The organism is Bacillus sp. FJAT-22090 (assembly GCF_001278755.1).
Classification (GTDB): domain Bacteria; phylum Bacillota; class Bacilli; order Bacillales_A; family Planococcaceae; genus Psychrobacillus.
Genome location: NZ_CP012601.1, coordinates 1,793,733 through 1,816,854 on the forward strand (window position 1 = coordinate 1,793,733; position 23,122 = coordinate 1,816,854).

28 protein-coding genes are annotated in these 23,122 nt (G+C 35.1%); all 28 read right to left on the reverse strand.

Annotated features, from left to right (window positions below; translation table 11 throughout):
- Window positions 1–4: 4 nt before the first annotated feature.
- Complete coding sequence (locus AM499_RS09295) at window positions 5–796, reverse strand: phosphatidate cytidylyltransferase (RefSeq protein WP_053589948.1); 792 nt, start codon at window positions 794–796, stop codon at window positions 5–7.
- Window positions 793–1,587, reverse strand: coding sequence for an undecaprenyl pyrophosphate synthase (locus tag AM499_RS09300; protein WP_053589949.1), 795 nt, complete (start codon window positions 1,585–1,587; stop codon window positions 793–795). Before AM499_RS09300 ends, AM499_RS09295 begins: the two co-directional genes overlap by 4 nt.
- Window positions 1,588–1,818: 231 nt before the next feature.
- On the reverse strand, window positions 1,819–2,376 hold the full coding sequence (frr, locus tag AM499_RS09305; RefSeq protein ID WP_053589950.1) for a ribosome recycling factor: 558 nt from the start codon (window positions 2,374–2,376) through the stop codon (window positions 1,819–1,821).
- The gene (gene pyrH, locus AM499_RS09310) at window positions 2,376–3,101 is read right to left on the reverse strand and encodes a UMP kinase (protein WP_053589951.1); all 726 of its coding nucleotides are present in this window, start codon (window positions 3,099–3,101) and stop codon (window positions 2,376–2,378) included. The genes frr and pyrH overlap by 1 nt, the downstream gene beginning before the upstream one ends.
- 215 nt (window positions 3,102–3,316) lie before the next feature.
- Window positions 3,317–4,201, reverse strand: coding sequence for a translation elongation factor Ts (tsf, locus tag AM499_RS09315; RefSeq protein ID WP_053589952.1), 885 nt, complete (start codon window positions 4,199–4,201; stop codon window positions 3,317–3,319).
- A gap of 90 nt (window positions 4,202–4,291) precedes the next feature.
- Window positions 4,292–5,011 carry a 30S ribosomal protein S2 gene (gene rpsB / locus AM499_RS09320; protein WP_053589953.1) on the reverse strand — a complete coding sequence of 240 codons (720 nt, stop codon included), beginning with the start codon at window positions 5,009–5,011 and terminating at the stop codon, window positions 4,292–4,294.
- A 146-nt stretch (window positions 5,012–5,157) separates the two neighbouring features.
- Window positions 5,158–5,646, reverse strand: a complete 489-nt coding sequence (locus AM499_RS09325; protein WP_053589954.1) for a DUF6115 domain-containing protein — start codon at window positions 5,644–5,646, stop codon at window positions 5,158–5,160.
- 8 nt (window positions 5,647–5,654) lie between these two features.
- Window positions 5,655–5,957 carry a hypothetical protein gene (locus AM499_RS09330; protein WP_053589955.1) on the reverse strand — a complete coding sequence of 101 codons (303 nt, stop codon included), beginning with the start codon at window positions 5,955–5,957 and terminating at the stop codon, window positions 5,655–5,657.
- A 19-nt stretch (window positions 5,958–5,976) separates the two neighbouring features.
- A complete protein-coding gene (locus AM499_RS09335; RefSeq protein ID WP_053589956.1) occupies window positions 5,977–6,750 on the reverse strand; it encodes a FliA/WhiG family RNA polymerase sigma factor in 774 nt (257 codons plus the stop codon).
- 533 nt (window positions 6,751–7,283) lie between these two features.
- Window positions 7,284–7,580, reverse strand: coding sequence for a hypothetical protein (locus AM499_RS09340; protein WP_053589957.1), 297 nt, complete (start codon window positions 7,578–7,580; stop codon window positions 7,284–7,286).
- Entirely contained in the window at window positions 7,580–8,077 is a 498-nt protein-coding gene (locus AM499_RS09345; RefSeq protein WP_053589958.1) for a chemotaxis protein CheD, read from the reverse strand. The genes AM499_RS09340 and AM499_RS09345 overlap by 1 nt, the downstream gene beginning before the upstream one ends.
- A gap of 1 nt (window position 8,078) precedes the next feature.
- Window positions 8,079–8,708 (reverse strand): chemotaxis protein CheC, encoded by a 630-nt coding sequence (locus AM499_RS09350; protein ID WP_053589959.1) that lies wholly within the window; start codon window positions 8,706–8,708, stop codon window positions 8,079–8,081.
- Window positions 8,709–8,711: 3 nt separating this feature from the next.
- The gene (locus tag AM499_RS09355; RefSeq protein WP_053589960.1) at window positions 8,712–9,167 is read right to left on the reverse strand and encodes a chemotaxis protein CheW; all 456 of its coding nucleotides are present in this window, start codon (window positions 9,165–9,167) and stop codon (window positions 8,712–8,714) included.
- A gap of 33 nt (window positions 9,168–9,200) precedes the next feature.
- A complete protein-coding gene (locus tag AM499_RS09360) occupies window positions 9,201–11,258 on the reverse strand; it encodes a chemotaxis protein CheA (protein ID WP_053589961.1) in 2,058 nt (685 codons plus the stop codon).
- A gap of 14 nt (window positions 11,259–11,272) precedes the next feature.
- The gene (locus AM499_RS09365; RefSeq protein WP_053592149.1) at window positions 11,273–12,322 is read right to left on the reverse strand and encodes a protein-glutamate methylesterase/protein-glutamine glutaminase; all 1,050 of its coding nucleotides are present in this window, start codon (window positions 12,320–12,322) and stop codon (window positions 11,273–11,275) included.
- Between the two features lie 55 nt (window positions 12,323–12,377).
- Entirely contained in the window at window positions 12,378–13,244 is an 867-nt protein-coding gene (locus AM499_RS09370; RefSeq protein WP_053589962.1) for a MinD/ParA family protein, read from the reverse strand.
- Window positions 13,228–14,343, reverse strand: coding sequence for a flagellar biosynthesis GTPase FlhF (gene flhF, locus AM499_RS09375; protein WP_053589963.1), 1,116 nt, complete (start codon window positions 14,341–14,343; stop codon window positions 13,228–13,230). Before flhF ends, AM499_RS09370 begins: the two co-directional genes overlap by 17 nt.
- Window positions 14,340–16,373 carry a flagellar biosynthesis protein FlhA gene (flhA, locus tag AM499_RS09380; protein WP_053589964.1) on the reverse strand — a complete coding sequence of 678 codons (2,034 nt, stop codon included), beginning with the start codon at window positions 16,371–16,373 and terminating at the stop codon, window positions 14,340–14,342. Before flhA ends, flhF begins: the two co-directional genes overlap by 4 nt.
- A 24-nt stretch (window positions 16,374–16,397) precedes the next feature.
- Window positions 16,398–17,474, reverse strand: a complete 1,077-nt coding sequence (flhB, locus tag AM499_RS09385) for a flagellar biosynthesis protein FlhB (RefSeq protein ID WP_053592150.1) — start codon at window positions 17,472–17,474, stop codon at window positions 16,398–16,400.
- Window positions 17,475–17,485: 11 nt separating this feature from the next.
- Window positions 17,486–18,262: a flagellar biosynthetic protein FliR gene (gene fliR / locus AM499_RS09390; RefSeq protein WP_053589965.1), complete on the reverse strand. Its 777-nt coding sequence runs from the start codon at window positions 18,260–18,262 to the stop codon at window positions 17,486–17,488.
- Between the two features lie 4 nt (window positions 18,263–18,266).
- The gene (gene fliQ, locus AM499_RS09395) at window positions 18,267–18,536 is read right to left on the reverse strand and encodes a flagellar biosynthesis protein FliQ (RefSeq protein WP_053589966.1); all 270 of its coding nucleotides are present in this window, start codon (window positions 18,534–18,536) and stop codon (window positions 18,267–18,269) included.
- 12 nt (window positions 18,537–18,548) lie between these two features.
- Window positions 18,549–19,214: a flagellar type III secretion system pore protein FliP gene (fliP, locus tag AM499_RS09400; protein WP_053589967.1), complete on the reverse strand. Its 666-nt coding sequence runs from the start codon at window positions 19,212–19,214 to the stop codon at window positions 18,549–18,551.
- On the reverse strand, window positions 19,207–19,881 hold the full coding sequence (locus AM499_RS09405; protein ID WP_053589968.1) for a flagellar biosynthetic protein FliO: 675 nt from the start codon (window positions 19,879–19,881) through the stop codon (window positions 19,207–19,209). The genes fliP and AM499_RS09405 overlap by 8 nt, the downstream gene beginning before the upstream one ends.
- A gap of 7 nt (window positions 19,882–19,888) precedes the next feature.
- Window positions 19,889–20,251, reverse strand: coding sequence for a response regulator (locus AM499_RS09410; protein WP_053589969.1), 363 nt, complete (start codon window positions 20,249–20,251; stop codon window positions 19,889–19,891).
- 19 nt (window positions 20,252–20,270) lie between these two features.
- Window positions 20,271–21,419 carry a flagellar motor switch phosphatase FliY gene (fliY, locus tag AM499_RS09415; protein ID WP_082355359.1) on the reverse strand — a complete coding sequence of 383 codons (1,149 nt, stop codon included), beginning with the start codon at window positions 21,417–21,419 and terminating at the stop codon, window positions 20,271–20,273.
- The gene (gene fliM, locus AM499_RS09420; protein ID WP_053589971.1) at window positions 21,412–22,410 is read right to left on the reverse strand and encodes a flagellar motor switch protein FliM; all 999 of its coding nucleotides are present in this window, start codon (window positions 22,408–22,410) and stop codon (window positions 21,412–21,414) included. The genes fliY and fliM overlap by 8 nt, the downstream gene beginning before the upstream one ends.
- Before the next feature lie 30 nt (window positions 22,411–22,440).
- The gene (gene fliL / locus AM499_RS09425) at window positions 22,441–22,872 is read right to left on the reverse strand and encodes a flagellar basal body-associated protein FliL (RefSeq protein WP_053589972.1); all 432 of its coding nucleotides are present in this window, start codon (window positions 22,870–22,872) and stop codon (window positions 22,441–22,443) included.
- Window positions 22,862–23,083 (reverse strand): flagellar FlbD family protein, encoded by a 222-nt coding sequence (locus tag AM499_RS09430; RefSeq protein WP_053592151.1) that lies wholly within the window; start codon window positions 23,081–23,083, stop codon window positions 22,862–22,864. Before AM499_RS09430 ends, fliL begins: the two co-directional genes overlap by 11 nt.
- Window positions 23,084–23,122 lie beyond the last annotated feature (39 nt).

Consider the following 23,122-nt stretch of genomic DNA (forward strand, 5'->3'; position numbering starts at 1 on the left):
CTCCTTATAGAAAATGTAAAAAGTGCAATAACGGAATGACAAAAAGTAAACTGTCAAAGCGATCTAATATTCCACCATGTCCCGGCAATAATTTACCAGAATCTTTTACATTATAATGTCTTTTGATTGCTGATTCTACTAAGTCTCCTAATTGCCCAAAAATGGAAGCGGCTATCGTAATAGCTATTAATATTATATAAGAAGAACTTAATGGTGTGATCCAATGAAGAATAAATGCAGCAATTAGAGCCCAAACAATTCCCCCAATAAATCCTTCTACTGTTTTATTAGGCGAAATTTCTGGCCAAAGTTTCCGTTTCCCTAACTTTCTACCTGTAAAGTATGCACCCGAATCAGTTGTCCAAACTACTAATAATGCAAAGATTACATAAGTTAAACCAACTTCTCGAGTTTCAATAAAGTAATAAAATCCAATTCCTACATATAATGTAGCCATAAGCGTAAAGGCCGCATCATCAAAGGTAAAATTATTTTTAACAAGTACTGTATAAATTAATAGAACAAATACTGCAACGAATAACCATTCTATTTTTGTATGACCAGTAACTTGAAACACATCTGTTGCAATAGAGGAAGGAATTAATAATATGAATAAAAGTAGAATTGATATTAGTCCAGCAATAGAAAATAACTTAATTCCTTTCATTCTTAAAAGTTCAAATAAGCCAACAACTGCCATTACGTAAATCAATATATTAAAAATTGGGCCCCCTAACAGTACGATGGGAACAAAAAGTGCCATTGCTATTGCACCTGTGATAATACGTTGTTTCAATTAACTTCTTCCCCCTTAAGGCCGCCATACCTTCTATTTCTTGTTTGATAGCTCTCAATAGCATCAAGTAAACATGCCTCGTCAAAATCTGGCCATAAAGTATCCGTGAACCAAAATTCTGTATAAGCAAGCTGCCAGAGCATGAAGTTACTTAATCGAACTTCACCACTAGTACGAATGAGTAAATCAGGTTCCGATAAATCTTTTGTCATTAAATAGTTGTCTAATAATTTTTCAGAAATAACTTCAGCTGAAATATTCCCATTCTGTACATCATTTACGATGTTTCGCACAGCTTGAACAATCTCATCCCTGCTACCATAATTTAAAGCAAAGTTGAGTATTAAACCATCATTATGTGCGGTTTGTTCCATCGCCTTTTTGACTGCTCTTTTCGTATGTTCTGGTAAAGATTCAATGTTACCCATCATTTTCACTTGAACATTTTGCTCAATTAGTTCTGGTAAATATGTGCCAAGAAACTCTTCAGGCAAACGCATTAAAAACTCCACCTCTAATTTTGGTCTTTTCCAATTTTCCGTTGAAAAAGCATAGAGGGTTAAAGTTTTAATCCCGATTTCATTGGCAAATCGCGTTATTCTCTTTACTATTTTCATGCCTTCGTGGTGACCTGCAACACGTGGTAGGGTTCTTTTTTTGGCCCATCTACCATTTCCGTCCATAATGATAGCAATATGACTCGGCAATTGTTCTTGTTGAGCTCTCTTTATTCTTTCTGTTAAGTTAATACTTATCGTTTGTTCATTTTTACGAATAAGTTTTTTTAGCATACTCAAGCCTCCACTTTACACCAACTCGGAACATATATATCTTATCATATCAAATTTCTCCAAATTTTACTTCTATGAATTCAGAAACATAAAATTCATATGGAGTAACAAGCAAAAATCTTCTATTTTAAATAAAAAGACGTCCCTTTTAAAGGACGCCTCTCCATATGAAAAGTTCAAAATGGCTTAATGAATCAGAATCCATTAAATAATATAAAGGATTGATTGATGTTAAACTTCCAAAATTTCTTTTTCTTTTTCTTTCGTAATAGCATCTATTTTTTCAATATTGGAGTCTGTAAGCTTTTGAATTTGCTCCGTATAGTTTCTTAAATCGTCTTCCGTGATTCCTCCAGATTTCTCTAGTTTCTTCAAATCATCGTTTCCATCACGGCGTACATTACGGATATTTACCTTTGCTTCTTCTGCTTCTTTTTTAACTTGTTTCACTAAGTCTTTACGGCGCTCTTCTGTTAACGCAGGAATTGCAATGCGAATAAGTGTTCCATCATTCGTAGGAGTAATTCCTAAATCAGATTTCATGATTGCTTTTTCAATATCACCTAAAATTGTTTTATCGTAAGGTTGAATTGTAATTAAGCGAGCTTCAGGAACAGCAATACCAGCCATTTGATTGATTGGAGTAGGTGCACCATAATAATCTACAGTAATTTTGTCAAGTAAAGATGCGCTAGCGCGACCAGCACGAATAGTTGATAGTTCTCTACTAAAAACTGCAATCGTTTTAGCCATTTTATCTTTTGTTTGTTCCAATACTTGTTTCGGCATTATGAATTCCTCCTAACGACTGTACCGATAGTTTCTCCAAGAACAGCCTTTTTAATATTTCCATTATCCATTATTGAGAATACAATAAGTGCAATATCATTGTCCATACACAATGTAGATGCTGTTGAATCCATCACTTGTAACCCTTGTTGAATTACTTCTAGGAAAGAAAGCTCTTCGTATTTAAATGCTGTTTTATCAGTTCTTGGATCTGCTGAATAAACACCATCTACATTATTTTTAGCCATAAGAATTACGTCTGCTTCAATTTCAGCCGCTCTTAGAGCTGCTGTTGTATCTGTTGAGAAGTATGGATTTCCTGTACCAGCAGCAAAAATAACTACTCGCTTCTTTTCTAAATGACGAATTGCTCTTCTGCGTATGTATGGTTCTGCAACTTGGCGCATTTCAATAGAAGTTTGAACTCGAGTTTCAATTCCTACTTTTTCTAAAGAATCTTGCAAAGCAAGTGAGTTCATTACTGTTGCAAGCATTCCCATATAATCAGCTGTAGCACGGTCCATTCCCATTTCACTACCAACTTTTCCTCGCCAAATATTACCCCCACCTACTACTACTGCAACTTCAACGCCAAGTTCTACTACTTCTTTAACTTGTTCAGCCACAGATTTAATAATTGCCGGTGATAGTCCAAAACCTTGTTCTCCAGCTAACGCCTCGCCACTTAGTTTTAAAACGATTCTTTTGTATTGTGGTGTGCTCATAGGTATCCTCCGTCTCTTTATCTTGAAAAATAGGGAACACAAATTGCGTGCTCCCTAGTAGTTCTTTGTTATTTATAAAAATTTTACACTCTGATAAAAAAATTAAATTCTTATTTATTAAGTAACTGTCCTACTAAAACGCCAATCACTTCTGCTTATTGTTCCTCACAGAATTAAGTTGTCGATAGTTGTACACTGACTTCTATTGTTAAGAATTAGTTTCCTTTAACTTGGTTCATTACTTCTTCCGCGAAGTTGTCTTCACGTTTCTCGATACCTTCACCTACAGCGTAACGAGTGAATGATTTTAAGTTACCACCAGTAGATTCAACAAATACGCGAACTTTTTGATCTGGATTTTTAACGAAAGATTGGTCAAGTAAGCAAACGTCCTCAAAATATTTACCAAGACGGCCTTCTACCATTTTAGCAACGATATTTTCTGGTTTGCCTTCATTTAGTGCTTGTTCTGTTAATACTTTGCGCTCATGTTCTACTTCTTCAGCAGATACTTCATCGCGAGAAATATAAGCAGGGTTTAAAGCAGCAACGTGCATCGCAACATCTTTAGCTGCTTGTGTATCAGTAGAACCTTCCAGAACTGTAAGAACACCAATACGTCCACCCATGTGTAAGTAAGGACCAAATGCATCAGCATCTGTTTTAGTTTCAACTACAAAACGACGAAGAGTAATTTTTTCTCCGATTTTTGCAACAGCGTTAGAAATTAAGTTTTCAACTGTTACACCTTCTTCAACAGTAGAAGCTAATGCTTCTTCTACTGAAGCAGGCTCAGTTGCTAATAGATGAGTAGCTACTTGTTGTACTAATTGTTGGAAAGCTTCGTTTTTTGCAACAAAGTCTGTTTCTGCATTCATTTCTAATAATACAGCTTTATTTCCTTCAACTTGGATATAAGTAGTTCCTTCAGCGGCAATACGATCTGCTTTTTTAGCAGCAGAAGAAAGACCTTTTTCACGTAAGAAGTCAATTGCTGCTTCTAAATCACCGTCTGTTTGAACTAATGCTTTTTTACAATCCATCATACCTGCGCCAGTTTTTTCACGCAATTCTTTTACCATTTGTGCTGTAACTGCCATTATAAATTCCTCCTAGTACAAATAATGTCATTGTCTCAAAAAAAGGTGATAAGTGGTTTGGCCGCTTATCACCTGTTACTTACATGTGTGTTACTCAGCAGCAACTTCAGCTGGAGCTACTTCATCTTCACCTTGTCTTGCTTCAAGTAATGCATCCGCCATTTTAGCAGTTAATAATTTTACTGCGCGAATTGCATCATCATTTGCAGGAATTACATAGTCGATTTCATCTGGATCACAGTTTGTATCAACGATACCTACTAATGGAATGTTCAATTTACGAGCTTCTGCTACAGCAATGCGCTCTTTACGTGGATCAACAACGAACATAACATCCGGAATAGCTTTCATATCACGGATACCGCCTAAGAATTTTACTAGACGTTCGTGTTCTTTTTTAAGTTGAACAACTTCTTTTTTAGGAAGTACAGAGAAAGTACCGTCTTCTTCCATTTTTTCAATCGCTTTTAGACGAGCTACACGTTTTTGAATAGTACCGAAGTTAGTTAAAGTACCACCTAACCAACGTTGGTTAATGTAGTAGTTACCTGAACGTTCCGCTTCTTCTTTAATAGCCTCTTGAGCTTGTTTTTTAGTTCCAACGAAAAGAACTTTACCACCATCTTGACCTACTTGACGCATGAAATCATAAGCTTCTTCTAATTTTTTCACCGTTTTTTGAAGATCGATGATGTAGATTCCGTTACGTTCAACAAAAATGTATTTTTTCATTTTTGGATTCCAACGGCGAGTTTGGTGACCGAAGTGTACACCAGCCTCAAGTAATTGTTTCATAGAGATTACTGACATGATTATTTCCTCCTGGTTTGGTTTAGTCTTCCGCAGTCATCATTTTTCTTTAGCTACTCTATAAATAGAGCACCTGCTAAATCCATCCGAACTGCGTGTGTATTCATACCGTATTGTAATATACCATACATATTTTATACTTTCAACTATTTATCTTTAAATTTTAGGAAAAGCTCCACTTCGGTCTTGCCAATTTGCAATAGTTTTGCAATTTCATCTTTGCTTTTACCTTCATCAGCATAATACAAAACTTTTTCTTTTATCGTTACAGGCTCTTTTTTCTCAGTAGTTGCAGCCGTTTTCAAATAGCTATTTGCTGCTAGTTGTTTAGAAATATACGGTTTTAGCATTTCATTTGACGCTTTCAATTCTTTCTTACTATTTTCATTCTTAGCGAAATCATGTGAAGTCGTAGCAATTGATCTTTCTGAACTATTTAATTCTTGTAAAAGCCTATTATTTTCATCTTTTATTTCCGCGATGTAAGCTCCAAATGAATCATCCATATCAGCTAAAACTTGTTCATGTTTTTTCTCTATATCTTTTAGGTTAGAGAATTTTGCATACAACAATGCAATTAAATAAAAACTGAATAATTGAAGTAAAATTAAAATAACTAATATTACAGATGTCATAATTGCTCCTACCCACTAAAATCAACAAAGTTTCCTTTAAAAGGATGCTTTATCTCTTTCATTTCTATTTCTCTTTTTTCACGTCTTTTTCTTTCTTGTTCTTCACGCTCTTGTTTTGAATCCTCTAATGCAGCTTCAGCCGTATTTTCCGATTTAGTTACTGTTTCTCGATTTTTTTCTAATTGTCTTTCGGATGCAGCTTGTGCATTCGCTTGATTGACAGAACTTTGCTGTTGTAGCTGTTCTGCTACTTTACCAGCATCAAATGTTTTTGGTATTGCAATTTGGAGCTCAACACCCTTTAAACTCATTTGACAGGGCCCCCTCTATCTAGACATTCATAATTTCGTTCCCTAACAATTTACGAAGTTTAAACAATGCCTTGGAATGTATCTGTGAAATTCTGGATGTAGATAAACCAAGCATTTCTCCAATTACTGTTAATGTTAACTCTTCCGTATAAAAAAGACTTAATACCAATTGTTCATTCTCATTTAATTGATTAATTTGTTTGGCTAGATCTTGGATTAGTTCATGTTTTACCATGTGCTGCTCAGGTGTTTTCTGTGAATCATCTCTAATATTAAATGATTTACTATCCATTTCTTCATTGTCTTGAAGTTGTTCATCTATAGACAATACATTTGAAAAAAAATGTTCTTGGACTGTTTGATACACATCTTCAACAGGCATTTCAACAAAATCGGCAATTTCTTCTGCTGATGCATGTCTCATTAATCGCTGCTCTAGTTCTTCGATTTTGGCTTCAAGCTTTTTAGCCTTTTCTCTTGATGATCTAGGAAGCCAATCTTCTTTTCTTAGTCCATCAATGATAGCACCTCTAACCCGAAACGATGCATACGTATCAAATTTCAAGTCTCTTGAGTAGTCAAATTTATTAAGAGCATCAAATAACCCCATCATCCCAAGGCTTTTCAATTCGTCTCTTGATATATTTTTAGGGATGCTTGCACCAATACGTTGAACATGATACGAAACAAGAGGCGTGTATTTTCGTATTAATAAATCTCCAGCTTGAGGATCTTTGTTTTCTATCCATTTTTTCCAAAGAAGGTCTTCTTCTGTCGAATAATGTTTTGCCACAATTATCCCCCTCTCCTAATATATCTACTGAATATGTTTATTATAGCAAATATAACTAAAAAAGGGGCGTCGAATATAAATTCGACACCACCTAGATTCTCTGTGGGCACTGAAAAAGTACTCAATGAGATTTAATGACAGTATTTAAACGACAAGTAGTTCACATACTAGATTTTTATTTTGTTAATTTCCGTTCCAGTCGGACGCTTTCCGCCGGCATGGCTTCAGCCGCTTCCCTCACTACGTTCAGTCCAGGGTCTTCAGCTCATGCTATTCCGGCTGGAGTCGCCGCCTTCCACTTCAATCAACTATTATCCGCTTTTCAATTAGAGGCAATTGTGCCATTAATAGAGTAAGTTTTTATCAATTAAATTAGTAATTATAGAAAATCGTTGAAAAAGGTGACACTCCTGCGGGAATAGCGTTAGCCGAAGACCCCGCAGCGCAGCGAGGAGGCTAAGGCAGCGCCCGCGGAAAGGGAGCCGTTTCTACGATTTTCTTATTTATCGGACTACATTATTGATTCTCTGACATTATTCATCCTCATTCAACATAGATTTCACTACTCTTGCTAAATCCTCTGAAGAAGGTAACTCGTTCATTTCTTCCGAGTTTAATGTTGTTACTAGAACTTCTTCGTTTACAACTGGACCTTCCATTACAAAAGCAATAATTGAACGTACAAGGAATGTCAGAAAAAATACGATAATTGCAATAATACTTGCATGGAGTAATATACTCTTTGGATTAACAAATGGATGAGTTGAAAAAAAATAAATACTAAAAGCAATAAGCGCAGCCCAAAAGTTAGATAGAACTGTTCCCACCATTATATTTCTCTCACTCCTTGGTTAACGGTTCTTATATTTAACATGCTAGTAGAAGGATTGAACTCAATTGTTCTTCCACTATTACCTCCTGTATCTTCTGAAACAATCGGTATTGTGAATTTTTTTAACTGCTCTTTTACAGCATCTACATTTCTAGGGCCAATTCGCATTGTATCTCTGCTAGAAGAAAACTGAAACATTTGTGCACCTCCAGCAATTTTTGCTCGAAGCTTAAAGGGCTGTACCCCTTCTAATTTAAGCTGCTCAATCATTGCAGGAATTCCAGTATCCGCAAATTTTGCAATATTGATGTTCTCTCCTCGTCCTAAACTAGAATCAGGAAGCATTACATGGATTAATCCTGCTATTTTAGATTTTTCGTCATATAATACTACACCTACACATGAACCAAGTCCGGAAGTCCGTATTGTATTCGGTAGTTTTGCGATATTCATATCAGCAATACCCACTTTAACTACTTGACCTTGTTCACTCATATTAACTTACTCCTAATGCTTGAAAAATAGCTTCAAATGATTCAGGATCAGGTAATAAGAAGAAATGTCCTCTTACACTTTCTTCATTTGGCACATCTTCTTCATTTATAGCAGTATCAATTACAATGACATAGTCACTAACATGAGAGACTTCTACAAGTCCAAAACTTATAATTGCACCAACCATATCAATACTTAAAGCTGGAACAGTAGGGTAGATTTTCAACCCTGTGAAATCGGATAGAGCTGATAGATAAGAACCCGAGAGTATGTTTCCTAGTTCTTGCATAGCAGATGCACCGATTTCGGATATTGCACCTGATTGAAAGTCAAATTGATCATCCTGGACCAATCTTCTTATGAAACGATTTGCTTGTTCTACAGGTAACACAAAAAACATACTGCCAGTGACGTCACCTTCTATTCGTAAATAGATTCCGGCTACTACACTATCTGGTCCCCCTGCAAGTTCCATCATTTCATCAAAAGAAACCATTTCGACTTTTGGAACCTTCATGTCAATCTTTTTATTTAATAGTGTAGATAATGATGTAGCTGCATGTGCTGCACCAATATTACCTATCTCTTTTAATACATCTAAATGCATCGACGTTATACTTTTTTCGTACATACCTTATACACCTGTCTTAATAGGATTTAATACTAGATTCAAATGTAGAAGAATTAACAACCGGCGATCTAGTTTTGCTACACCTGCTATAAAATCTTGCTCCAACCCTCCTACTACTTCCGGTTGAGGCTCGATAGCATCTGTTGGAATATCTAATACATCATTAGCAGAATCAACAATTACACCAACATTCATATTCTCTAGTGTGATAATAATGATTCTACAAGAATCGTTTAATTCACTTTCACCGAGTCCAAATCTATTTTTTAAATCGATAATCGGCGTCACTACACCTCTTAAATTAATAACACCCTTTACATAAGAAGGTGTTTTTGGAACACGTGTAATATGAATTAATTTTTCAATTCCTTGTACATGACTTACAGGTATTACATACTCTTTTCCTGCTAACTGAAAAACAACTACTTTCACACTTTTAACGTCTAAAGCTTCTGTCATATAGTTTACGCATCCTTCCTAAGAGAATTGCTCTTAAATTATTAAAGCATTGCAGTCAACAATAAGAGCTACTTTACCATTACCTAAAATTGTTGCTCCTGAAATTGCAAATACACTAGTCAAATATTCTCCAAGAGATTTAAGTACAACTTCTTGTTGGCCAATAAACGAATCAACTACTAATCCAGCTAGTTTATCTCCTTTACGTACAAGAACTACTGAGTGGAATTCTTCTTCGTTACTTTCTCTAGGGACATCAAAAACATCCTCAAGGAACACTAATGGGACAACTTTTCCACGGAAATCTATTACTTTTTGATTATGCGCATTTAGAATATCAGATGAACGGATAATAGCTGTTTCAATAATAGATGATAAAGGAATTGCATAAATCTCTTCTCCAAGCTCTACTAACATTACAGAAATAATGGAAAGTGTTAATGGTAACTGTATAGAAAACAATGATCCTTTTCCTTCTGTGGAAGAAATATCAATTGTGCCACCAAGTGACTCTATAGTCGTTTTTACAACATCTAGACCAACACCGCGGCCAGATACATCTGAAATTTTATCTGCTGTTGAAAAACCAGAAGATAATATAAACTCTGCTACTTGTTTGTCACTTAAAGTAGAAGCTGTCTCTTCAGATACAAGCCCTCTAGAGATCGCTTTTTTAAGAACTTTTTGACGGTTAATACCAGCACCATCATCTTCAATTTCTATAAAGACATGATTTCCACTATGGTATGCACGTAATACTACTGTGCCCTCTTCTGGCTTGCCATTAGCAATACGAATTTCTGGGCTTTCAATTCCATGATCTAATGAATTTCGAATTAAGTGAACGAGTGGATCTCCAATCTCATCAATAACAGTACGATCTAATTCTGTCTCTGCGCCAATAACTTCAAGGTTAATTTTTTTGTTCAAATCTCTTTCGAGTTGACGAACCATTCGTGGGAAACGATTAAAGACTGTCTCCACTGGCACCATTCGCATATTTAAAATAATATTTTGAAGATCCCCAGTTATTCTAGACATACGTTCTACAGTTTCATCTAATTCACCATTATGCAGTTCCTCTGAAATCGATTGAAGTCGACCACGATCAATTACTAACTCCTCAAACAAATTCATGAGGATGTCTAATCGCTCAATATTTACACGTATCGTTTTATTCCCTGTAGAATGATTTGCTTTAGATGGTGTAGATTTTTCTGTTGAAGCAGGTTTTGTTTCATTCGCGTTATTAACTTGTTCCTGTTCAACTACAATTTGTTGAGAAGCTTCTACTTGGTTAAGTTCAACGTTTTGACGATTTTTTAATTGCTCTATTGTCACAGGATTGACTTTTACTTCTGTAACCTCAGAAACTTTCATTAGTTTCTTTTGAACATCATCTTTCGGTTCAGAAGTAACTAATGCAATATAGAAAATGTTATCAAATTGTTCGTCCTCTAGCTTTTCAACGGATGGAGAAGATTTAATTACATCTCCCATTTTTTCTAGTAATTCAAACACCATATATACTCGAGCAGCTTTTAATAGACAGTCTTCTCTAAGTTGTACAGAGATTTCATATGTGTGATAGTCCTGTTCAAACGATTGCTGAATCACTGTAAGCTCATAATCATCATAAGAAAGCCAGTTCGTATCATTTACTTCCGCTTCCTCTTTTGTTTCAACTGTAGTTGCAGCAACAGGTACTTCTTCGCCGGTTTCAATTTTATGCAATTTCTGAACGGTATCTGTCACATCTAACTTTCCATCTCCCCCAGCAGCAATGTCTAGGACCATTCCTTCTAATTGATCTACCGCAACAAATACCACATCTAACAATTCAGGTGTTACATCTAATTTATTGTTTCGGATTAAATCTAAAATGTTTTCCATTTTATGTGTCAAATTTGCAATATCCTCGTAGCCCATAGTAGCGGACATACCTTTTAATGTGTGTGCAGAACGAAAGACTTCATTAACAATTGCAATGTTGGATGGATTTTTTTCTAGTTCTAATAAATGTTCATTGCAAGCCTGTAAATGTTCTTTACTTTCTTCTATAAACATTTCTAAATATTGATTTGTATCCATGGATTAACACCCCTTTAAGGTAAGTAATGTATTATTGCCTGTGCTATATTATCTAAATCTACTACTTCATTTACTAAATTAGTTTCAACAGCTGCTTTAGGCATTCCATAAACGATGCATGTATTAGCAGATTCTGCTATTGCGACTACATTTCCCGTTTTCTTTAATTTTTTAAGTCCAAGTGAGCCGTCCGAACCCATTCCCGTCAAAATCACTGCGATTTTATCGAAATCATTAAACTTACTATTATCTTCAAATAAAACATCGACTGCTGGTCTGTGCCCAACTCTAGGAGGCTCGACGTTATCTAAAACGATCGTATAAACGCTCCCCGTTTTTTTTAATCGTAAATGATAACCTCCTGGTGCAATATAGGCATGTCCATTTCGTAAAATGTCCCCATTTGCAGCTTCCTTCACTTCTATTTCAGATAATTGATTGAGTCGATCTGCTAACGACTTTGTAAAGCCAGCGGGCATATGCTGGACAATAAGAACAGGAGCTTTCAAGTCTTTTGGGAACTTAGTAATTACTTCTTGAAGTGCTCTCGGTCCTCCTGTTGAAGTACCTATCAATACTATTTTCTTATTGTTTTTATTCCAATTGTTCATTTTACTAGAAGTAGTCAACTGTGTTGCATTGTGCATTACAGAATCAGATTCTACTTTTAGATGCACTTGCTTTTGTCTGTTCAGTTTTACTAAAGGAATATTAGCTGCGTTTTCAACTTTTTGAATTAACTCTTCTTTAATTTTATGTAAATCTAATGAAATCGTACCGCTTGGTTTAGCTACAAAATCTACTGCACCATGTTCCATCGCAATAAGTGTACTGTCTGTACCTTTTTGAGTTGTACTGGATAACATCACAACTGCCACAGGTGTTTTCGACATTATTACTTTTAAAGCTTCTATCCCATTCATTTCAGGCATTTCAACATCCATGGTTACTACGTCTGGTTGAAGCGTCTTAATTTTTTGAATGGCATCTTTTCCATTGCGGGCGATCCCTATAACTTCAATAACGTTATTATCTTTAAAAAAATCGGTTATTAGCTTACGCATAAATGCAGAATCATCCACAATTAATAGCTTCTTTTTTTGTAAGGTCTCCACTGATTCAAGACCTCCTCGAAAAGATATTTTTCAATCGATTGATGAATTTACTTTGTCTAGGAATATTTTCTTCCTCTTCTTCAAAATCAGAGAACCGATTGACAATCATTCTTAACTTTTTAGTAATTTCTGCTTCAGGATAGAGTATAGAAAATGGCACTTGCTCTTTTACTGCTTTTCGAACAACGGGATCTTCAGGCAATGAACCAAGTAGAACCACTTCTTTTGATAAGAATTTAGACATTGCTAACTTCAGTCGAGAAACTGTATCAATTCCTTCCTCTTCGCTGAAGGCTCTGTTACAAAGCAGAAAAAAGTTCTTATCAGGATCCTTGTAATAAATAAACTTCATCATAGAGTAAGCGTCAGTTATAGATGTTGGTTCTGCAGTTGAAATGACGATAATATCATCAACTGATACGAGCAAATCCAATGTCTGATTGGTCGCTCCCGCACCCATATCAAATACGATATAATCATAGTTTTTTTGTAAAAACTCGAATGCCTCAATTAATCGTGTGAACATACCTTCATTCCATTCCATTACGCCTGATAAACCAGAGCCACCTGAAATATATTGAAGATTATTTGGTCCTTCGAATAACACTTCATCTATTGATGCGTCACCTACTAAGTAATCTTTCAAATTTGTTTGCACGGTTTTTCCAAGTAAAATATGAATATTACCCATGCCTATATCCATATCGATTAATACAACTTTTTTACCTAGAGAACTTAACATAGTAGTAAAGTTCATAGAAAAATTACTTTTTCCAACTCCTCCTTTACCACTAACTACCGCAATAGAACGACCTAATTTATTTTGAGTACGAAGCATTTTAATTCTTAATTCCTCAGCTTGATCTCTCATAACGAATCCCCTTTAAAAGCAAATTGAGTAATTCATTTAGATTAGCCTCAACAATATCCTCGGGGACTTCTTGCCCATCTGTATAGTAAGCAAGTCCCTTCTTATATTTAACCATTAAATTAATGATAGAGCCAATAGAATTTGTTTCGTCTAGCTTCGTGAAAATAAATTTTTCAATCGGAAAATCCATAAATTGTTCAATAATGACTTCCATGTCCTTTTGTTTAGAAGTTGTAGACAACACTAGGAAGGTTTCTGTATTTTCTTCTAGATTAATTAACTTCTGCAAATCTTCCACAAACTTTATTTCTTTATAGTTGCGACCTGCAGTATCAATAAATACAAGATCCAAAGCTTCATACTTTTCCATTGCATCTTGTAAGTCTTTCTCACTATAAACAATTTCAATTGGAGCTTGCAAAAGCCCTGCATAAGTTTTTAGCTGCTCAATTGCAGCTATTCTATATGTATCTGTTGTAATAAAGCCAACTTTTTTCTTTTTTTCTAATACAGCACGAGCAGCCATTTTTGCAATTGTTGTTGTTTTTCCTACCCCAGTTGGACCTAAAACATTAATGTATTTTTTATGAAAAGATATTCCACCAACAGGATGCTGTTCTAAAAGAGAAACAAGAACTTTCTTCGTTTTCTTGATTTGCTCAGCTAGCTCCAGTTTTTCATTATTACTTTTCATATGCACAAAAAGCTCATCACTAACTGTTGTGATAAGCTCATCTGCTAACTCTTGATCCTCTAAATGCTGAATAAGAGCTCCAAACTCAGGTGGATAATTTTCATCTAATGGAGAACGTTGAATTGATTTCACCATATGCTTTAAGTCTTCTAAATCTTTTTTAATTTCATCTGTAGCATCGCTAGCTTGAAATAATTGAATGGACTGATTTTCTTTTGGAGCAATAGGCGCATCATAAGAATCCATACCCGCTAAAACTTCAATCGATTTCTTTTTAAAGAGCCCTAGAAACCCTTTAGAATAAACAACTTTAGAATTTAAAATGACCGCATCTTCGCCAAGTTCTTTTCGGATCAATTTCATTGCTTCAGGCATTGTAGTAGCCGTATATTTTTTCATTTTCACTCTATATTCACCACCCCAACACTTTGTACCTCAATGGACGATTCTAGTTCATTGTAAGATAGAATCGGAATTTGAGGGAAATATCGTTCCGTCATTTGACGTAAGTACATTCGAACTGCAGGAGAACACAAAATAATTGGTGATTGCTCCATCAATGACGCGCGTTCTATCTCTCTTGCCATAGATTCTAAAATAGCTTGTGAATCGTTTGGATCGATAGATAAATAATTTCCATGCTCTGTTTGTTGAATGCTATCGGCAACAATTTTTTCTACTCTACCTGAAACAGTTAATACTTTTAATACATTGCTATTACCTGCATACTGAGATGTAATTTGTTTCGCTAGAGACTGTCTAGTATATTCGGTTAATATATCGACATCTGATGTCATTTTTGAATAATCGGCCAATGTTTCAAAAATAATAGGTAAATTTCGAACAGAGACATGCTCTCGTAGTAAATTACCCAAAACTTTTTGAATTTCCCCAACAGTAAGAGGTGTCGGAGTTAATTCATCCACAAGAATTGGATATGTTTCACGAATATGATCAATTAGTTGTTTCGTTTCTTGACGGCCTAGTAAATCATGTGCATTATTACGAATTATCTCAGTCATATGCGTAGAAACAACACTTGGTGGATCTACAACTGTATAGCCTAGAATTTCGGCTTCTTCTTTTACAGATTCCGTAATCCATTTAGCTGGTAACCCAAAGGAAGGCTCAATTGTATCTATCCCTTCAATTGAATCATCATCTCCAGGACTCATAGCCAAATAGTGATCAAGTAATAGTTCGCCTCTAGCCATTTCATTTCCTTTAATTTTAATACGATATTCATTTGGCTGTAACTGGATATTATCTCTAATGCGAACAACAGGAATGACAATACCTAGCTCTAAAGCAAGTTGTCTTCTAATCATTACAACACGATCCAGTAAATCTCCCCCTTGGGCTGCATCCACTAAAGGAATAAGACCATATCCAAATTCAAACTCGATTGGGTCAACGTTTAGGAGATTAATAACATTTTCAGGACTTTTCATATTATCCGTTGTAATTTCTTCTTCAAATTCTTCTATTTCATTTGGATCTTCTTTACTTGCTTTGCTCATCATAAATGCGCCAATTGCAAGTGCGATTGAAACAGGGAATGTTAATATGATTCCAATTGGTGTTACTATCCCAAGAAGTGCAATAGTTGCTGCTGCAACATAAAGAAGTTTAGGCTGATTGAATAATTGTTCGGTAATGTCTCCACCAAGATTCCCTTTAGATGCCGCTCTTGTAACTACAATACCAGTTGCTGTAGAAATTAGCAGAGCAGGAATTTGAGATACTAGACCATCACCTACAGTTAATGTAGAAAAAAGAACTGCAGCTTCTGCAAAAGGTAGTCCTAATTGAACAACACCAATGATAATACCAAATATAAGATTAATCAGAACAATAATTATTCCTGCTATCGCATCCCCTTTTACGAATTTCGTAGCACCGTCCATCGCTCCGTAAAAGTCTGCTTCTCCACTAACCTTTTCACGTCTTTCTCTTGCTTCTTTTTCAGAAATCATCCCAGCATTTAAATCTGCATCAATGCTCATTTGTTTACCTGGCATTGCATCAAGTGTAAAACGTGCAGCAACTTCTGAAACACGCTCAGACCCTTTAGTAATGACAATAAAATTTATAATTACTAAAATAGCAAAGACCACTAGACCTACTAACATATTCCCACCGGTTACGAATGTACCGAAAGTTTCAACTACTTTACCAGCGTCTCCTTCTGCTAAAATTGCTCTCGTAGTGGAGACGTTCAGTGCAAGTCTAAATAAGGTTACAAGTAATAAAACAGTAGGGAAAACGGAAAACTGTAAAGCCTCTTGCATATTCATAGCAGTCATTAATATCAATAACGCTATTGTAATATTGATTATTATCAGAAAACTTATCAACCAATGAGGAAGAGGTATTACTAGCATAGCCACAATTGAAATTACAGCTGCTAAAACGGATATATCGCGGATTTGCATATACTTCCACCTCAATCTTTACATCTAAATTTTTTGTTTAATACGATATACATAGGCTAATACTTCTGCAACTGCTTTAAAAAACTCATCTGGAATCCGTTGCCCTATTTCCACTTGATCATACATAGCTCTAGCAAGTGGACGGTTCTCTACCATTACTACATCATTTTCCCTTGCGATAAGCTTTATTTTTTGTGCTACAAAATCAGCACCCTTTGCCACAACGATCGGAGCATCCATTGAATCATCATCGTACTTTAAAGCAATGGCAAAATGGGTTGGATTTGTAATAACTACATCTGCGGAAGGAACTTCTTGCATCATTCGACGCATAGCCATCTCCCTTTGGCGCTGTCTGATCCTTGATTTAATAATAGGATCTCCGTCAGAGTTTTTATGTTCATCTTTAATGTCTTGTTTCGACATTTTTAGATTTTTTTCATAATCATAACGCTGATAAAAGAAATCTAGAACAGAAATAAATAATAGGACAGACGAAGCAGCAATTCCCATCATCCCAGTTAACCAACCTATTGTGGAAAGTGTATCCCATGGTGTTTTAAATGATAAAGATAACACTTGTTCTAAGTTCATCCATATGATGAGAGTCGTAACCGAACCGATGAAAGAAATTTTTAATAAAGATTTTAATAGCTCTATAATTGCTTTTAATGAAAATATTCTTTTTAATCCTTGGATAGGATCAATCTTTTTCAAATCAAACTTTAATGGTTCAGTTGTAAATAATAAACCAAATTGAAAAAAGTTAGCCGCTATAGCAGCAACAACAGCAACGCCCATAATGGGTAGCAAAATTATTGCCATTTCTATAAGTAAATCTTTATATATCTCGACAGCTGTTTCAATTGTTAAAGTTTCAATCAACATGTATTTAGTGAATGTTACATTGAAAAAAGAAAATATTTCTGTCCTCAAAAATCCTGCACTAAAAAACAAAAAGATAAAAACTGCAAGTAAAACAATAGCACTTGTTACATCCGCACTCTTTAAAACTTGTCCCTTTTTACGAGAATCTTGACGCTTCTTAGGTGTCGCTTTTTCTGTCTTTTCTCCAGCGAAAAACTGTAAATCTAATCGCATTTCAAACAAGTTTAGCCACCACCTAATATAATCATTAAATCTCGCATACCAATTACCATTATTTCAAACATTTTTTGAACAACAGCCATAAGAACACCCATCATCACGAGAAGAACTAAAAAACTTACCCCAATTTTAATTGGAAATCCAACAACGAATATATTTAATTGAGGAACTGTTCGGGCCGTTATCCCCAAAGCGATATCTACTAAAAACAATGTTGCAACGATTGGTATTGACATTTGAAAGGCTACTGCAAAAACACCAGCAAAAGTCTTCATAATGAATTCAGCATAGTTCTCTTGCCCGAAAGCAAGTAATGTCATTTCCATGGGAATAAATTGATAACTATAAAAAATACCATCCAATAACAAATGGTGACCATTTAAAGCTAGTAATAATAAGAGAGCCAAAGTATTCAAAAACTGACCAATCAACGGACTTTGGGCTCCTGTCTGTGGATCAATAACATTTGCAATGGCAAATCCCATCTGAAAATCTATGAACCCTCCGGCAATTTGAATAGCTGACATGATGATATAAGCTAGTAAGCCTATAAATAATCCAACCATTACTTCTTTGATTATTAATATTATGTAATCCCCGTTTATTTCAAATGGTGCAACATCCATTGTATAGTACATCATCCAGGAAAGGACCACTGCAAAAGCAATACGATGTGTAGCTGGAATTGTCCGATGAGAAAAAAGTGGTAAAGTGACGAAAAATGCCGATACACGAGCTATTATAAGTAATAATACGGTTAGTTTAGGTATAAGTTCATCCATTGATCTAACCTATATATCTTATTAAATTTTCAAAGATATCCGCAGCGTATGTAGTTACTTGTGATAGCATCCACGGTCCAAAAAAAACGATTCCCACAAGGACCGCAATAATTTTAGGAACAAAAGCTAATGTTTGCTCCTGAATTTGTGTAGTTGCTTGAAAAATACTTACTGCCAGACCAGTGATTAAAGCAATCAAAAGAAGAGGACCTGATGTAAGAAGAATGACCCAAATAGCGCGTTCTGCAATAGAGATTACCATTTCATTATTCATTACGATCAGCTCCTAAAAACTTTGTAAAATGGATTTCATGACTAAATACCAACCATCCACTAAAACAAACAATAATATTTTAAATGGTAATGAAATCATTACTGGTGGTAGCATCATCATACCCATTGACATTAAAACACTAGCAACAATCATATCTATTACTAGAAAAGGTATAAATATCATAAAACCAATTTGAAATGCCGTTTTGATTTCACTTAATGCAAAAGCAGGAACCATAATCGTTAAAGGTATATCATTTATAGACTCTGGTCGTTCCGCCTCAGTATATCTCAAAAACAGCTCTAAATCTTTTTGTCTCGTATGCTTACTCATAAATTCTTTAAATGGAACACTAGCACTCTCGTAAGCTTCCTCTAATGTAATATCTTCATTAAAAAGAGGAGTAAGCGCTTTTTCATTCACTTCCTGAAAAGTAGGAGCCATAATGAAAAAAGTTAAAAAGAGAGCTAAACCTACAATGACTTGATTGGGAGGCATTTGCTGTGTAGCAAGCGCCGTCCGTACAAATGATAAAATAATAACGATTCTAGCAAAGGAAGTCATGAGTATTAAAATACTTGGAGCCAAAGATAAAACCGTTAGTAATAGCATTAATTTGATTGAAGTGGAGACATTCGATGGATCACTGTCCGAAAAAAACTGGACGAAATCATTCATTTTCTTCTCGCTCCTTTGTCTTCCAATCATTTAATACATCACTACGGTCTTTTTTGATTTCTTGTAATCTTTTTTGGAACGTTTCGTTAAATGAAGGATCGTTTTTTACTTTGTTATTTGCCTTGGAAGAGATGGTGCCTTTTAAGTTATTAAAAATCTCTGCTATAAATGGCACTGTCTTTCCGATTTCTTGCTTCTCTTCATAGATTTTCGTCAGTTTAGTTATTTCCTCAGGGTCCGTTATTTCTTTTAATAATGAAACATCTTCCCCGACACCAACTAAAAATAACGAGTTACCTACTTGAAGTAATTGTACTGACTTACCTTGACTAATCCCAACTCCACCTAAATTCTGAACAAGTTGGTTTGTTTGAAACGTTCTATTTCTACTATTTACAAAGCGCAATAGTCCATATAACAAAAGAATGACGAAAAGTAAGGCAAAAATCATTTTCACATAATCCCAAATAGTTATGGAAACACCACCGGATTCTATTTCTTCTGGAGTTTCGGTTTGTTCAACCGGTGTTTTATCTTTCTCATCTTGAGTTTTGTTAAAATATTCTTCAATACTTTCATTAGAATCAGTTGCAGCATAAACTTCTGCTTTTAATGGGTAGAACGCTAGTAAACAAATGAAACAGAAAACGAGGGTAAATTTCCTCATCCTATTATTACCCGATTGCTTTTGAAATTGCTTCAATTACACGGTCCGCTTGGAATGGTTTAACGATAAAATCTTTTGCCCCTGCTTGTATTGCATCAATAACCATCGCTTGTTGTCCCATTGCTGAGCACATAATAATAATGGCATTCGGATCTTTCGCTTTTATTTCTTTTAATGCAGCAATTCCGTCCATTTCTGGCATTGTAATATCCATAGTTACTAAATCTGGTTTTAATTCAGCATATTTTTCAACAGCTTGGACGCCGTCTCCAGCTTCTCCTACAACTTCAAAACCATTTTTTGATAAAATATCTTTGATCATCATACGCATAAACGCAGCGTCATCGACTATTAAAATTCTTTTTGACATGTTTTGTTTCCTCCATTGGTTATCTTAAATTATGAATGCGCTCTGCTTGACTTAAGATATCTGTAATACGAACTCCAAAATTCTCATCAATTACAACAACTTCCCCTTTTGCGATATGTCTATTATTTACAAGAATATCAACAGGTTCACCTGCTAGTTTATCTAGTTCAATGATAGATCCACTAGTGAGTTCCAGAATATCTTTTACAGTTCTTTTTGTACGACCTAATTCTACTGTTACTTGAAGTGGTATATCAAGTAGCAAATTTAAATTTCTTGATTCATTTTGAGTCAGATTAGGTGCATCAAAACTTGCAAATTGCGCTTGTTGTACTTCCACTTGCGGCGCTTGTGGACGGGGTTGCGTAAATTGCATTTGCGCTTGCGGCTGAGATTGTTCTTTTAATGGTTGTTGGTTTGATGGACTTGGAGTAGTTTCTACTCTTTCTTCCATAATTGTAGCAGCAACCTGGTCTTCTTCATCCTCACCCATCAATGATTTAACTAACTTCAAGCCAAATTCTAAAGGTAGTAATTGCATAATATTTGAATCAATTAAGTCTCCTACTTTTAAACGGAAGGAAATCTTTATTAGTAAATCGTCATTAGGAATTGCATCTGTTCCTTCATCTACTTCTAAGTTCATTAAATCTATAGATGGAGGAGAAATATCCACTTTTTTATTGAAAACAGTTGACATAGAAGTCGCAGCTGAACCCATCATTTGATTCATTGCTTCTTGCACTGCACTTAATTGAATTTCACTCATATTCGGTTGCGGATTTGTACCATCTCCACCTAGCATCAAATCTGCAATTATCGCAGCATCGGATTGCTTAATAACGAGTAAGTTCATTCCTATAAGTCCCGCAGTGTACTGAACTTGAACTGCAACATATGGATGTGGAAACTCTTCTTTTAATTTTGTACGATTGATCATACTAATGTTAGGTGTAGTAATATCAACTTTTTGACCTAATAGTGCAGATAATGCAGTTGCTGAGCTACCAAAAGAAATATTTCCTATTTCACCAAGTGTATCTTGAGCAAATGAATCTAAATAATCCTCAACATTAATAGTCTCAGAATTTGTAGTTTTTCCTTCATCTAAAGTCGTTCCTCTAAGGAGGGCTTCAATTTCTTCTTGGGAGAGCATATCATCACTCATCATCATCCTCTCCTCCTTTCAAAGTTTCAATGACTTGTACAGCCATTCTTTTTTTAAGTTTACCAGGTTGTGCAGTAAATTTCGGTATTTCTCCAACATTAATGATTAGTGGATCTTCAATTTTAGAATTCAACTGAATAACATCACCTAGTTGTAAAAACAGTAAATCTTCAATCGAAATATCTGTTCTTCCTAACTCGGCTACTACTGGAATTTCAGCTGATTTTACTCGTTTCTCTAATACTTTTAATTGTTCAGGAGAAACTTCTTTTTTGTTTGTTTGCATCCAATAACGAACAGATAAGTTAGGAACAATCGGTTCTAAAACAACATGTGGTATACAAATATTTATCATACCGCTCGTTTCACCAATTTCGGTATTGAATGAAATAACAACTACTGTTTCGTTTGGCGAAATCATTTGTAAAAATTGCGGATTTACTTCAAGCTCTGTTAAGATTGGGTCAATATCCGCGATATTAGCCCACGCTTCCCGAAGATTATCAAAAGACCGTTCGAATAAGTTTGTCATAATTTTCGTTTCAATTTCTGTCATATTATTTACTTTTGCATAAGCTTCCCCTTTACCACCCATTAACAGATCTAACATAGAATAAGCGATATTCGGATTAATCTCCATGAGAATATTTCCTTCAAGAGGAGGCACTTCAAAGACATTGATTAATGTCATATGAGGTACCGAACGGATAAATTCTTCAAACGGAATTTGATCAACAGAAACTACTGAAATTTGTACATAAGTTCTTAATTGGGCAGAAAAAAATGTTGTTAACAAACGAGCGAAGTTTTCATGGATACGTGTTAAGCTACGAATCTGATCTTTTGAAAATCGAAGTGCACGTTTAAAGTCATACACTCTTACTTTTCTTGCTTCTTGTTCACTCTTCATTTCATCTGCTGTCATTTCTCCTGTGGAAAGCGCACTTAACAACGCATCTATTTCGGATTGAGATAATATATCTCCTGCCAATCTGCCCACCTCCATTCAAAAAAGTTACGATTACTGAATTATATAAGAAGTTATATAAACTTGTTGCACCTCTCCATCATTCATTAATTCATTTATTTTAGTTTTCAATGATGACTGAAATGTTGCTTTACCTTGTTTACCTTCTAAATCTTCTGGCGTCATTTCAGAAAGCTCTGTAATAACAATGTTTTTTACTTGAAAATCACGTTTTATTAATTCTTCTGCAGCTTCTTTACTATCCGTTTGTACTTTTAGGGAAATACGGATAAATTTATTTCCAGCTAAATTTGTCGTTATTTCTGGTATATCTATGGAAGATTCAACAATTTCATCAATTGTTGGTCCTGTCTCCTCATCTGGTTTGTTTAACTGAGAAATAAAAAGCAATGCTACAACACCAAGTAATGTAATACAAACTAAAATAATTAGCATGATGGTTAAAAGTTTATTTTTACTCTTCATGTTCTTCACCTCTTAAATGGGGGTTCGATAAAATATGTATTTCTTTGTAAAACTGAGCGATTTTTTTGGCCACATCTTCTCTAGATTCTAACGCAACATATTTATGACCATTTGTGAGCGTTATCGTAGTATCCGGAAAAGATTCAACCGTCTCTATGTATAATGCATTCAACAAAAACTCTTTACCGTTTAAACGAGTCAAATTTATCAATATAAAGGGCCGGGCCATTAAAGGAACGGCCCAACCCTC

Excerpts from the sequence above, each read along its gene's own strand:
- AM499_RS09365 (WP_053592149.1), bottom strand. The coding sequence starts at position 12,322 with ATGCGTAAGCTAATAACCGATTTTTTTAAAGATAATAACGTTATTGAA.
- AM499_RS09340 (WP_053589957.1), bottom strand. The coding sequence starts at position 7,580 with ATGGTGGGAACAGTTCTATCTAACTTTTGGGCTGCGCTTATTGCTTTT.
- rpsB (WP_053589953.1), bottom strand. The coding sequence starts at position 5,011 with ATGTCAGTAATCTCTATGAAACAATTACTTGAGGCTGGTGTACACTTC.
- flhB (WP_053592150.1), bottom strand. The coding sequence starts at position 17,474 with ATGCGATTAGATTTACAGTTTTTCGCTGGAGAAAAGACAGAAAAAGCG.
- frr (WP_053589950.1), bottom strand. The coding sequence starts at position 2,376 with ATGCCGAAACAAGTATTGGAACAAACAAAAGATAAAATGGCTAAAACG.
- AM499_RS09330 (WP_053589955.1), bottom strand. The coding sequence starts at position 5,957 with ATGAGTTTAAAGGGTGTTGAGCTCCAAATTGCAATACCAAAAACATTT.
- AM499_RS09370 (WP_053589962.1), bottom strand. The coding sequence starts at position 13,244 with ATGAGAGATCAAGCTGAGGAATTAAGAATTAAAATGCTTCGTACTCAA.
- fliR (WP_053589965.1), bottom strand. The coding sequence starts at position 18,262 with ATGGATGAACTTATACCTAAACTAACCGTATTATTACTTATAATAGCT.
- AM499_RS09350 (WP_053589959.1), bottom strand. The coding sequence starts at position 8,708 with ATGTACGAAAAAAGTATAACGTCGATGCATTTAGATGTATTAAAAGAG.
- fliY (WP_082355359.1), bottom strand. The coding sequence starts at position 21,419 with ATGAGTGATGATATGCTCTCCCAAGAAGAAATTGAAGCCCTCCTTAGA.
- AM499_RS09325 (WP_053589954.1), bottom strand. The coding sequence starts at position 5,646 with ATGACATCTGTAATATTAGTTATTTTAATTTTACTTCAATTATTCAGT.
- flhA (WP_053589964.1), bottom strand. The coding sequence starts at position 16,373 with ATGCAAATCCGCGATATATCCGTTTTAGCAGCTGTAATTTCAATTGTG.
- fliL (WP_053589972.1), bottom strand. The coding sequence starts at position 22,872 with ATGAAGAGTAAAAATAAACTTTTAACCATCATGCTAATTATTTTAGTT.
- fliP (WP_053589967.1), bottom strand. The coding sequence starts at position 19,214 with ATGAATGATTTCGTCCAGTTTTTTTCGGACAGTGATCCATCGAATGTC.
- AM499_RS09410 (WP_053589969.1), bottom strand. The coding sequence starts at position 20,251 with ATGTCAAAAAGAATTTTAATAGTCGATGACGCTGCGTTTATGCGTATG.
- AM499_RS09345 (WP_053589958.1), bottom strand. The coding sequence starts at position 8,077 with ATGAGTGAACAAGGTCAAGTAGTTAAAGTGGGTATTGCTGATATGAAT.
- AM499_RS09360 (WP_053589961.1), bottom strand. The coding sequence starts at position 11,258 with ATGGATACAAATCAATATTTAGAAATGTTTATAGAAGAAAGTAAAGAA.
- AM499_RS09355 (WP_053589960.1), bottom strand. The coding sequence starts at position 9,167 with ATGACAGAAGCTTTAGACGTTAAAAGTGTGAAAGTAGTTGTTTTTCAG.
- pyrH (WP_053589951.1), bottom strand. The coding sequence starts at position 3,101 with ATGAGCACACCACAATACAAAAGAATCGTTTTAAAACTAAGTGGCGAG.
- AM499_RS09405 (WP_053589968.1), bottom strand. The coding sequence starts at position 19,881 with ATGAGGAAATTTACCCTCGTTTTCTGTTTCATTTGTTTACTAGCGTTC.
- tsf (WP_053589952.1), bottom strand. The coding sequence starts at position 4,201 with ATGGCAGTTACAGCACAAATGGTAAAAGAATTGCGTGAAAAAACTGGC.
- fliQ (WP_053589966.1), bottom strand. The coding sequence starts at position 18,536 with ATGAATAATGAAATGGTAATCTCTATTGCAGAACGCGCTATTTGGGTC.
- AM499_RS09300 (WP_053589949.1), bottom strand. The coding sequence starts at position 1,587 with ATGCTAAAAAAACTTATTCGTAAAAATGAACAAACGATAAGTATTAAC.